Source organism: Psychrobacter sp. NPDC064578 (assembly GCF_044901245.1).
Taxonomy (GTDB): domain Bacteria; phylum Pseudomonadota; class Gammaproteobacteria; order Pseudomonadales; family Moraxellaceae; genus Psychrobacter; species Psychrobacter cibarius_C.
Genome location: NZ_JBJDPI010000005.1, coordinates 254,123 through 267,057 on the forward strand (window position 1 = coordinate 254,123; position 12,935 = coordinate 267,057).

Sequence of the window (12,935 nt, forward strand, 5' to 3'; positions counted from 1 at the left end):
ATAGAGTCAGCGTTTTTTATTTGTCTTTTATTTATTTTTCTATTTATAAATGCAAATCAGTTTCGCTACCTTTATGCTCAATACGGCGCTGCTCGCGGCGCTGATAACGTAGACCTGAGGCGGCAAACCATTGCGGCTTGGTCGTTTGTAGTAAATCACTGAGCCGCTGCAGTTGTAATTGTAAGGTTTGAGTTAACCAAAAATAACCTTGCCACTCAAAGCCTAAGTTTTCTACACTTGGATATTCTGATACCGCGATACGGGTAATAGGACGAAATACCTCATCGTTTGGGCTACGTAATACCGCTGCCATATGCTGCATCGCTTGCGTTAATTCATGCTGATAATGGATAAGCAAAATATGATTTTCATCATCAATCTCAATATTCGCCAAGCGCGGCGCGGCACTTAACAGTAAGTCAATAGTACCAATAATATTACGATGGGTACGCTGAATGGTCTCTAGCGTTTCTTTTTCAATCCCTGATTCACTGGCTGTCGCGGCGATATGCGGGCGCACGGCAAGCAAGCGCTTATTGATTTTTTGCAGGGCTTTGACCAAAGATTTATTAACGGGTGTATCTGGTACAGAGCTGCTCTTTGGATAAATAATACTGGCTGAACTGGTCGCCTTACTATATTTAAATGGCTTAGGCACCAAAACTTCCGCATCGATATGATTGCCAACCCCAGCGTACAAATTACTGCAGGTTTCAAGATTGCTGGCCAATAAAAACCGCCACATCAAGGTCGATTTAAGCGGTAGGATTAACGTCGCTGCGACCGCCACCCCTGCGCCAAGTAAGATATTAAAGGCGCGATATAAACCATCTTGGGCAATATTACTATGGTCAGGGCTTGAAACAATCATCAGCATCGTAATCCCTGTCAATAGACCAATATAACCCAGCTGCTTAACCGCCACATAACCAATAATGCCACTGATAATACCAATCAGCCCGTAATATAACCATAGCCAATGACCGGTATCTTGGATCAGCCATAAGAAACTCAGCCCGACCACCACCCCAAGTAAGGTGCCGAGTATCCGCTCTTTGGCCTTGGTATAAATCGCCCCTTGATATTGCAATAAGCCCAATATCACAAACACGGTAATGGTCGTCCACTCGCCATGCGGCAAGTGCGTGAACTCATTTAACAACAGTGCAATCAGCACGGCCACACCCAAACGTATGGCATGCAAAATATCCGCATGCTGATAGCGGGCATATGGCTCCACAAACGGTGCAGTAAATCGTTGCCAAAAAGTCGGTTTCACGCAGGCTGTCTCTTATAATAAATGAATAAAAATAAATGAATAAAAATGCGGTTAAATAATAACTGCTAGCTTAACTATTGATAAAGCGATAATAAAGCAATGATCAAAAAATAACGCCTTTCATCTATTAAAAGATAAAAGACGTTAAAGATCAAAACATGCTAGCACATAACGACAAAAAAGCACGTCAAGATAGCATTTGGCTATTGATAATAGCTAAGAGACGCTAACAAGTAGGTGTCAGAATCTCTTTTACTTATAGGTTTAAGTCCGACTCTCCACCTTGCTCTTTAATTCTACGCTGCTCACGCCTTTGATAGCGCAGACCAGAAGCAGCATACCACTGCGGTTTGGTCGTTTGTAGCAGATCACTTAACTGTTGTAGTTGTGCTTGTAACGTTTGCGTCAACCAAAAATATCCCTGCCACTCAAACGTTGCATACTGTACGCTAGGATATTCTGATAGCGCAATACGCGTAATAGGTCGAAAAGTCTGATCGCTTGGACTGCGTAGCACTGCCGCGATATGCTGCATTGCTTGGGTGAGCTCGTGTTGATAGTGAATCAGTAGCGTATGATTATCATCGTCGATATCGATATTCGCCAAACGCGGTGCTGCACTGAGCAATAAATCGATGGTACCGATGATATTGCGATGGGTACGCTGAATCGTTTCTATCGTCTCTTTATGAATGCCGGACTCGCTTGCTGTTGCAGCGATATGTGGACGTACTGCGAGTAGTCGCTTGTTTATTTGCTGCAGCGATTTTATCAACGCTTTATTAACAGGCATATCTGCAGTAGTGCTACTTTGAGGATAAAACAAGCTAGCTGAGCTTTTTGCTCTAGTATAGACAAGCGACTTGGGAGCCACTATTTCAGCATCGATATGATGTCCAACACCAGCATAAAGATTACTACAGGCTTCTAAATTATTTGCCAATAAAAATCGCCACATCAACGTCGACTTTAGAGGTAAGACCACTGTCACCATGACCGCAATACCTGTACCGATTAAGATATTGAGTGCGCGATAGACACCATCTTGCGCCATATTAACTTGATTCAAATTAGAGACGATCATCAGCATAGTAATGCCAGTGAGTAACCCAGTATACCCTAGCCGCCTGACCGAAAAATAACCAATAATCCCACTGACGATACCAATAAGCAGGTACTCTATCCCCAACCAAGCACCCGTCCCTTTATTGAACCATAAGATTGCAAATGCCACGACAATACCCAAAACCGTGCCTAGTACTCGCTCTTTGGCTTTGGTATAAATAGCGCCTTGATACTGTAGCAATCCCAAAATAATAAAGACGGTGATTGTCGTCCATTCTCCGTGTGGAAAATGGCTTATTTGATTGGCTAACAGCGCAAACACGATGGCTGCACCGATACGTATGGCGTGCAAGATATCAGCGTGCTGATAGCGCGCATAAGGTTCAATGAATGGTGCAGTAAATCGTTGCCAAATTTTTGGTTTCACGCACAGGTTCTCTTATTAATTGAAGAATATATAGTCAATGAAAAGTAATCTCGAACCATCATGTACTGCTGATATCAAAAAAAACGTCTCTTACCTGTTAAAAGGCAAAAGACGTTTGAGATCTAAATAGAGCTGTCAATAATTGGATGTCAACCAAACCCATTATACCTCTAAGAAGTCCAAAATACCTTCAGCGGCTTCACGACCTTCCCAAATCGCGGTCACGACCAAATCAGAACCACGTACCATATCACCACCAGCAAATATCTTGGGGTTTTTGGTTTGGAATTTAAAGGTTTGCTTTTCCGCTGCCAGCACGCGACCAGAGCTGTCCATTGCCACTTGCTGAGACTCAAACCAGTCAGCAGGGCTAGGACGGAAGCCAAAGGCCATAATCACAGCATCACATGGGATAATTTCTTCTGAATTAGGAATCGGCTCAGGACGCTGACGACCACGGTTGTCTGGCGCACCCAAGTGAGTCGTGACGACTTTCACGCCATTCACTTTACCATTCAAGCCAATGATTTCTGTCGGTTGACGATTGAATAGAAACTCAACGCCTTCCTCTCGAGCATTGACCACTTCACGGCGCGAACCTGGCATGTTCTCTTCGTCACGGCGATAGGCACAGACTACTTGCTCAGCGCCTTGGCGAATACTGGTACGGTTACAATCCATCGCAGTATCGCCACCACCTAGCACCACCACTCTTTTGCCCTTAAAGTCGATATATTCTTCAGGATTTTTTTCCCAATCGTTGCAGCGATTGACGTTGGCAATCAGGTAATCTAGCGCATCATGAACACCGACAAGCTCTTCACCAGCAAAGCCGCCACGCATATAAGTGTAAGTACCCATGCCCATAAATACCGCATCGTACTCGCTTAACAGTTCATCAATACTAATATCAGTACCGATTTCTGTCTCAAGACGAAATTCCATGCCCATGCCTTCAAAGATGACACGGCGGTTACGCATGACGTCCTTTTCCATTTTAAATTCTGGAATACCAAAAGTCAGTAAACCACCAATTTCAGGACGCTTATCAAACACAACTGGTTTTACGCCGTTTCTAACGAGTATATCCGCACAGCCCAAACCTGCTGGCCCTGCACCTATGATCGCGACTTTTTTGTCTGTCCAAACCACATCAGACATATCCGGACGCCAGCCAAGTGCAAAGGCAGTATCGTTGATGTACTTTTCGACATTACCAATGGTCACAGCGCCAAAGCCATCATTTAAGGTACAAGCGCCTTCACATAAGCGATCTTGTGGACAAACGCGGCCGCATACCTCAGGCAACGTATTGGTGCGGTGACACAATTCAGCCGCTTGAAATATCTGCCCTTCGGTGGCCAATTTGAGCCAGTTAGGAATGTAGTTATGTACAGGGCACTTCCATTCACAATAAGGGTTACCACACTCCAGACAGCGGTGCGACTGCTGCGCAACGGCTTCACTCTCAAACGGTTTATAAATTTCAACAAACTCCGTTGAGCGCGTGGCGATGTCTTTTTTGGTCGGCTCAAGCCGTGGTACATCTAAAAACTGAAAACTATTTTCTAAGCGTTTTGCCATGGTATTGTCTCTTTAATATGAGGCTTTTTATATCAAGCTTTTTTAAAGTGGGCGGTGACAGTCAACGATGTCTCATTTATCACAAAATTAAGAGCTTTATATCGTGACCGTCACTTACCTGCTGAAAACCTCTGAGTTAAAAGGTTTTTAAAAGCGGAACATTGGATAATCCAAGCAAAGCTATTGTGGGTCAGCCATGGTGGTTTTGAGAAGGCTCGCAATGTTTGCCGCTTTAGGCTTCACCAAATAAAACTTACGAACATAGTGCTCAAAGTCAGCCAATATCGTCTGACCCCACGCGCTGCCTGTTTTATTAACATGCGCTTCAATCACTTGCTGCAAATGGATACGATGCTCTTCGGTTTGCTCACTTGAGATACGGTTAAGATCGATCAACTCATGGTTACAACGGTCAAAGAAATCGCCTTCCATATCGAGCACATAAGCAAAACCACCTGTCATACCTGCTCCAAAGTTGAGACCCGTACGCCCAAGAATAGTGACAATACCGCCTGTCATATATTCACAGCAATGATCTCCTGTGCCTTCGATGACTGCGTGCGCGCCAGAGTTACGTACTCCAAAGCGCTCGCCAGCGGTACCAGCTGCATATAGTTTGCCGCCCGTTGCGCCATATAAGCAGGTATTACCAATGATGGCGGTCTCTTGCGCCGTAAAGCTTGAGTCTTTTGGTGGATAAATAACAATCTCACCGCCAGCCATGCCTTTGCCGACATAATCATTGGCATCGCCTTCTAGCTCAATATTTAGACCACCTGCATTCCAGACGCCTAAACTCTGCCCAGCAGTGCCAGTCAGATGCAGTTTAATTGGCATATCACTCATGCCAAGGTTGCCCCATACTTGCGCAATCTCACCAGAGATACGCGCGCCAATAGAGCGATCACAGTTACCGACATAATAACTATAATCGCCGCCATTACCTTGACGAATATTGAGCAGCATATCACTAATCATCTGTTCAGCGAGTAAGCCTTTATCAAACGGCTCATTACGCTCAACCTGACAGGTTTGGGCTTTACCACTACTGGCCGGATGGCTAAATAATAATGGCGTTAAATCCAAATGACGCTGCTTATCCGTGTTACCTTCTAATACTTCAAGCAAGTCAGTCCGTCCGACCAATTCTTCCATACTACGCACACCAAGGGCGGCAAGCCATTCGCGCGTTTCAGTTGCTACAAATTTAAAGAAGTTAATCAACATCTCCGCTTCGCCAATGAAATGCTCGTCACGTAGCTTGGCTTTTTGCGTCGCAACCCCAGTCGGGCAATTATTAAGATGGCAAATGCGTAGGTATTTACAACCAACGGCAATCATCGGCGTGGTACCAAAGCCAAAGCTTTCTGCCCCAAGAATAGCGGCTTTTACCACATCAAGACCAGTCTTTAGACCACCATCAGTTTGAATACGAACTTTATGACGCAAGCCATTTACTCGTAGTGATTGGTGGGTCTCAGCCAGTCCTAACTCCCATGGTGAGCCTGCATGATGGATAGACGATAGCGGAGAGGCTGCTGTGCCACCATCATAGCCTGAGATAGTGATTAAATCGGCATAGGCTTTTGCCACGCCAGTCGCGATAGTACCAACGCCTGGACGTGAGACTAACTTGACCGATACTAGCGCATCTGGATTGACTTGCTTTAAATCAAAAATCAGCTGCGCCAAATCTTCGATAGAATAGATATCATGATGCGGTGGCGGTGAAATCAACGTCACACCCGGTACAGAATAACGTAAGCGTGCAATCAAAGCATTGACCTTGCCACCCGGCAACTGACCTCCCTCACCCGGCTTGGCACCCTGTGCAACCTTGATTTGCATCACTTCTGCTGAACGCAAATACGCTGGGGTGACGCCAAAACGACCCGAGGCAATTTGCTTAATTTTCGAGTTACGCAGCGTGCCATAACGTACTGGATCTTCGCCGCCCTCACCAGAGTTTGAACGTCCACCGATGGTATTCATCGCCATGGCAATCGCTTCATGGGCTTCGGGTGACAATGCCCCCAACGACATGCCCGCCGAGTCAAAGCGCGTCAGAATGGATGAGATATCCTCTACGTCATTCACATCTCTAGAGTTATCTGTTTTTAATTGCAATAAATCACGCAAGGTCGCCACAGGACGGCTATTAACCAAATCAGCATAATTACGATAATTGTCGTAATCACCCGTGCGTACAGCTGTATGCAGGCTATTAATCACGTCTGGGTTAAAGGCATGATATTCTTTGTTGAAGACAAACTTCAGTAAGCCACCTTGATCGAGTGGCGCGCGGCGCTTGAAAGCATTCGCCGCTAGCTGTGCTTGATCGGCAGCTAAGTCAGCAAAGGTTGCACCTTTAATACGACTCTGTACACCTTTGAAACACAGGCTCACCACCTCTTCAGAGAGACCCACTGCTTCAAATAACTGCGCGCCGCGATAAGAGACAATGGTCGAGATGCCCATTTTTGATAAGATTTTTAGCAACCCTTTATCCAAGCCTTTACGGAAATTAACCCGCGCTTGAATCGGATCACCAAGCAGCTCACCAGTCGCTACTAAGTCATCAATAACATCATAAGCCAAGTAAGGATAAACGCAGGTCGCACCAAAACCAATCAATACTGCCACTTGATGCGAATCACGTGCCAGACCAGTCTCAATGATTAAATTAGCATCAGTACGAATACCTTGACCAATCAAATAATGATGCACCGCACCAGTCACCATGATGGCATTGGCTGGTACTTTATCGGCATCGATGTGTTTGTCAGACAACACAATCAAGGTGTGACCAGCTCGGATGCTGTTAGCCACTTGCTCGCAGATAGCCATGATGGCTTCTGATAACTCAAGGGTGCGATCATAGTTTAAATCAATACGCGCCATTTTAAAGGCTGGATCACCCAAGGTCTCAAGCTGCTGCATCTTGCTGGCTGATAGTACAGGCGACGATAAGATAATACGGTGTGCATCTCGCGCTGATGGCGCAAACACGTTAGTTTCAGCGCCTAGGCAGGTCTGCAATGACATCACGATAGATTCACGCAATGGATCAATCGGTGGATTGGTCACCTGTGCGAACTGCTGACGGAAGAAATCACCGACATGGCGGATTTGCTGCGACAGCACTGCCATAGGCGTATCATCACCCATTGAACCGACGGGCTCTTGACCATTTTCGGCGTTGGGGCGGATAATTTCAGTACGCTCTTCATTGGTGATGTGATACATTTTTTGCAGTGTTTTTAGCTCATTACCACGGCATGTTTGCGCCGCTAATTCTTCTTCTAAACGCTCATCATCACGGATACGGGTTGCTTCTTCACGCAGCCATTTACGGTACGGATGGGCTTTTTTCAGTAACGTCGCAATCGCTTTAGTATCTAAAATTTGACCCGTTAAAGTATCAATAACGAGCATTTGACCAGGGCCAACGCGTCCTTTTGCCAATACATCTTTTGGCGAGTAATCCCACACACCAACTTCAGAGGCAACAGTGATATAGCCGTTCTTGGTCGTCACCCAGCGCGATGGGCGTAGACCATTACGATCAAGCATACAGACCGCATAGCGTCCATCTTGAATCACCAAACCTGCTGGACCATCCCACGCTTCCATGTGCTGCGAATAAAACTCATAAAAGGCGCGCAAATCCATATCCATGCTATCGACATTCTGCCAAGCAGGTGGCACGAGAATCGACATCGCATGGAATAGATTCATACCACCTGACATGAGGACTTCAAGCATGTTATCTAAGCTTGATGAGTCAGAGCCCGTACTGTTCACCAGTGGCGTCAACTCATTCAAATTGGGCAGTTTATCTGATTTTAGTTTTGGCGTCCGTGCTTCAGACCAGTTGCGATTGCCTGTGATGGTATTCAACTCGCCATTGTGGGCAAGATAACGAAACGGCTGCGCCAAAGGCCAACGCGGCAAGGTATTGGTGGAGAAACGCTGATGAAATACCACGATATGCGATGCCAAACGCGCATCTTGCAAATCCAAGAAAAATGCTGGCAAGTCTGATGGCATCACCAAACCTTTATAGATAATCGTCTGACAGCTTAATGAGCACACATAAAACAGCTCATCATCAGCCAAGCGCTGCTCTGCTTTTTTGCGTGCGACAAACAGTTTACGGTTAAAGTCGTCCGCTGCCAAATCATCGGGTGCGTTGACAAACACTTGCTTAAAATCAGGTAAAGTCTCACGGCCAATGTCACCGACGATGCTCAAATCAAGCGGCACATCACGCCAGCCAGCAACCTCTAATCCTTGGGCGACAATCTCATCGCTAAGCACTTGCTGGCTATCACAAGCTTTTGTCTCATCTAAATTGACAAAGATCATACCAACTGCAAAGTTGTTAGTAATCGCGAACCCTTGCTCAGCAGCAATACCTCTAAAAAACTCAACAGGCGTCGCCAGTAGTAGACCACAACCATCACCCGTTCTACCATCAGCAGCAACACCGCCGCGATGGGTCATACAGCTTAGACTATGAATAGCAGTTTTTACCAAATCATGGCTGGCTTGTCCCTCAATATGAGCGATCAAACCAAAACCACAGTTATCAGAAAAGTCATCTGGCGTGGCCAGGTGGGTTTGCGAGGAAATCATTGACATGGCTAGTCCTTTTAGGTGAACGGGCAATTTATGCATCCAATGCAGATCATAAACTGAAGACCGTAAGCAGAACGGGCTAATAATTAATATTCGTATATCCGAATTAATAAATGGTGTGACGCTCATAGACATCATACTTTGAGACTAAGGTGAAAGCTCTGGCACTCCCAGTCATTGAATGATGTTTCAATAGATCATTAACATATTAAAAGATAGTAAACGGTCGCCCTTGGCAATGACATACAGCCCTGTATACCCGTTACCTAATCATCAATAACGCAATGTCGCTATCTTGAGTGTCACTTGTTATCACACCATGCCTAGCAATCCAGACTGATTGACTACGCATGTAATAACCGTGCATTTGATTAATTTTGAATATCTGACGCTCTGTAATCAAGCGCTTCATTCACTCTAAAGAGAGCGATAATAAGAGAGGTTGCGCCACTTGCGATAGCTTAATTATAGATAGCAAGTGACAACGCTTGAGACAAAAAATTTTAGTAACGTATCTTTTAAATGATAGAAGTTTACCAATTCATTGTTAAAAAACAATTTTTACGATAACTATACAGAACGTCGCCCACAGTTATATTAGTTAATGACGGACAAAAAATCTAGTCTTTTCTATCGATTCACCCACCATATTTTGTAAGAGAACTTATTACTATTGGTTATAGGATGATTAAATGTTCTATGCAAATTTTGATACATAGTATCTGTGACAAGGCTTAGTTAAGATACTTAATTAAGATCAACTTCTTTTGGAAATGTATTTTTAGCACTAATTATATGCTTTATGATGCCCCATAAAAAAACCCACTAACCAGCTTGTCAGTGGGTTTTTTTAATTATAGTGGTAACGAGGTTATCATAACTATCAACAATATGATCAAAGGACAAACATACTCTAATTACTTTTGTCTTCTATCAGTGTTTTTATGCTGTCGTTATTGCTCTTAGGAGGATTGCTATTCTTGCTAATAGCGTTTGCGCCAGAATTTGTGCTACTGGTACTACTTGGCGGCTTTGGTGTTGCGACTACTGGGGGTTTTTTAGTGGTATTTTCAGTGCCTGATGTCGCTGGTTTTTTATTTTCTGATTCAGACTTAGTTCCACTACCTTCATTTTTAGGCGTGGTGACAGAGGAGACTTCCTCTTCATTGCCAACAATACGCTCTTCAGTGACCGATAAAGTATCAGAGGTATCCGCTGACTGACGGATACTTTCATTGTCGCCGTTACTGGCAGTTTCTTGACTGCTACGACCAGCATTGTCCCCATTATTCGTTTCTGGCAGTGGTTGGCGCACTGGCACTTCGCGCTTAGTCGGTTTTAGATCAACAGAACGTGTGCGTCTGGTGCTCAAACCTTTAACTGGATCAGGGCGTTCATAATTATCGATGATACCGACATAACGATTGATCTCTTCTGGCAACACACGCACATTGGCTGGCAACTTAAAGTCTATCAGTTTTGCCGCGCCAACCGCTTCTTGTGGACTACTCATGAGCCCATAAGTTAACATATAGCGGACTTGATTTTCATCATCAAGATAACGGAAATAAGCAAATTTATTACGGTCTGCGCGGCCTTCTAGATAACTGACAATCACATCGTTTTCGGCGACATTCATCACCTGCACTGTCCATTTGCCTTTATTCGCCAACAAATAACGTTTGTCTTTAAACTCAGCAGGATAATTGCGCAAATCACGTACCGTCGTATCAAAACTAATGGGCTGCACGTCGGTATCAAGCTCGTGTAACGACTCTATTTTTAAGGGCTGCTCAAGCTCAGCACTCAATGGTTGCGGTGCTGATATGGGGGCATTTTCAATTTTGGCACCCATCGCTGGCGTTTGACTAAACATCCAAATCAGAGCCGTAACCACACCCAGCAGCAAGGTCATTATCAGCCAAATCAACGCTTGACGGCGATATGACTGGCTAGCGGTACGCGGCGTCGATCTTGAAGCTGCCATGGGAGTATCCTTGGTGAAAATAAAGTTGACCGCATTCAAGAGATGCGCAGTAAGTAGAATGGCGGCGAGCCAGTCTGCTTTAAACCGTTGAGTTCAGTGAGTATTCACGAGCACTAAAGCGTTAAGACATTATACGCGGTGTTGTGACAATACCTCGAGCAAAAGATCTTCATCGAAATCATTGGTCAATACGGCCTGACCTAGTGATTTTAACAAAATCAGGTGGATTTGTCCGTGTTTCACTTTTTTATCATGTCCCATCAAGCTTAGCGCCGTTTGTGTATCAATGCGTGGCGGGGTGATAGGCAAATTTGCCAAGGTTAAAATACGCTTAATACGAGCAACGTCTTCGGCCGTTAACCATCCCATTTTCTGTGATAACTCTGCGGCTTGTACCATGCCAGCAGCGACTGCCTCACCGTGTAGCCAATTGCCATAGCCTTCATGTGTTTCAATGACATGACCAAAAGTATGACCGAAGTTTAACAATGCTCGCACGCCTGACTCTCTTTCATCTTGCGCGACGATATCAGCTTTATATTGACAACAGCGTTTTACGGCTTCACCCAGTACCGCTAAATCCAAATCCATCATCGCTGGCAGATTGATTTCCAGCCAATCTAAGAACGTGATATCCATAATGAGTGCATATTTAATAACCTCAGCCAACCCGGCTGACAACTCGCGCGCTGGCAAAGTCTTGAGCGTACTCATGTCTGCAAGGACCATTTGCGGCTGCCAAAAAGCGCCAATCATGTTTTTGCCTTGAGGGTGATTGATGCCCGTCTTACCACCAACGCTCGAATCCACTTGTGACAGTAGCGTGGTTGGAATCTGAATAAAATTTACACCACGCATAAAGCTTGCTGCAGCAAAGCCAGTCATATCACCAATAACGCCACCACCTAAAGCAATAAGCGTAACGTCACGATTAAAATGCGCTGCCATTAATACATCGTAAATTTGATTGATACTGCTCTGATGCTTATATTGCTCACCATCTGGCAATACGCAAACACGCACAATGAACTGCTCTGTTAACTCTTTTTCTAAAGCATTTAGGTATAAAGGCGCAACAGTATCATTAGTGACAATCAATACTTGGCGACCACGAATATAAGGTGTGACCTGCTTTGCCATACTGTTGTGATCTATCGCTGCTTTTTCAGTAATGACGATTGGATAGTCATGGCTTTGCGTATGAACCGTTAAACCGTCATGAAACAGTGGCGTTGCCATTAAGCACTCCCTAAACATTTTGAATGAGATAAAAGTAGCTGAGCTTAACTAGGGCGCGTCCTGATTTTTATCACCATTTTTAAATGAGTACACGCCTTGATAAATTTTATCATTATGGTTAATTTTCTTTATCTTCTGGTGCTATAGCAGTCGAGTCAGTAAATGACTCTAGTTGCTGTAAGAGCTGATTGACCATATGACGGGGATAAGTATGGCCAGTTGGCATAATAATATGAGCGACTTGGCGATATAAGGGATCACGCGTGCTATATAAATCTTGCAAGATTTTTCTAGGATTTGGCTGCTGTAACAGTGGTCGTGATTTGTCTTTAGCCGTGCGAGCCATTTGCACATCAACTGGCGCATTCAAATAAACCACGATGCCGCGCTGATGCAAAAACGCTCTGTTTTCAGCACACATCACAGCGCCACCACCAGTCGCTAAGACGATTTGGTCTTTTTGAGTCAACTCATCGATGGCGCGCGTTTCACGCTCACGGAAGCCCGCCTCGCCTTCTTTAGCGAATATCCAAGCTATATCAGCCCCTGTCTGCGATTCAATGTACCAATCGCTGTCTACAAAGGTGCGCCCCAACTGCTTAGCCAGCAATTTACCGATGGTTGTCTTCCCTGCTCCCATCGGCCCTACTAAAAACACCGACGGCAATTCCTCCACCATAATACTTACTCAGCTAAATTAGCTATGATACAAC

7 protein-coding genes are annotated in these 12,935 nt (G+C 44.8%); all 7 read right to left on the reverse strand.

All coding sequences use genetic code 11. The annotated features are described in order from the left end of the window. Positions 1-43: 43 nt before the first annotated feature. The gene (locus ACI2JM_RS08065; RefSeq protein ID WP_201565023.1) at positions 44-1,279 is read right to left on the reverse strand and encodes an FUSC family protein; all 1,236 of its coding nucleotides are present in this window, start codon (positions 1,277-1,279) and stop codon (positions 44-46) included. Between the two features lie 256 nt (positions 1,280-1,535). After that, positions 1,536-2,771, reverse strand: coding sequence for an FUSC family protein (locus tag ACI2JM_RS08070; protein ID WP_404643426.1), 1,236 nt, complete (start codon positions 2,769-2,771; stop codon positions 1,536-1,538). A gap of 162 nt (positions 2,772-2,933) precedes the next feature. After that, entirely contained in the window at positions 2,934-4,355 is a 1,422-nt protein-coding gene (locus ACI2JM_RS08075; protein WP_060491863.1) for a glutamate synthase subunit beta, read from the reverse strand. 180 nt (positions 4,356-4,535) lie between these two features. Continuing rightward, positions 4,536-8,999, reverse strand: a complete 4,464-nt coding sequence (gltB, locus tag ACI2JM_RS08080) for a glutamate synthase large subunit (protein WP_404643428.1) — start codon at positions 8,997-8,999, stop codon at positions 4,536-4,538. Between the two features lie 910 nt (positions 9,000-9,909). Then, a complete protein-coding gene (locus tag ACI2JM_RS08085) occupies positions 9,910-10,983 on the reverse strand; it encodes a hypothetical protein (RefSeq protein WP_404643430.1) in 1,074 nt (357 codons plus the stop codon). Positions 10,984-11,112: 129 nt separating this feature from the next. Next, complete coding sequence (aroB, locus tag ACI2JM_RS08090) at positions 11,113-12,222, reverse strand: 3-dehydroquinate synthase (RefSeq protein ID WP_404643432.1); 1,110 nt, start codon at positions 12,220-12,222, stop codon at positions 11,113-11,115. 118 nt (positions 12,223-12,340) lie between these two features. Next, positions 12,341-12,901 (reverse strand): shikimate kinase AroK, encoded by a 561-nt coding sequence (aroK, locus tag ACI2JM_RS08095; RefSeq protein WP_045453412.1) that lies wholly within the window; start codon positions 12,899-12,901, stop codon positions 12,341-12,343. Positions 12,902-12,935 lie beyond the last annotated feature (34 nt).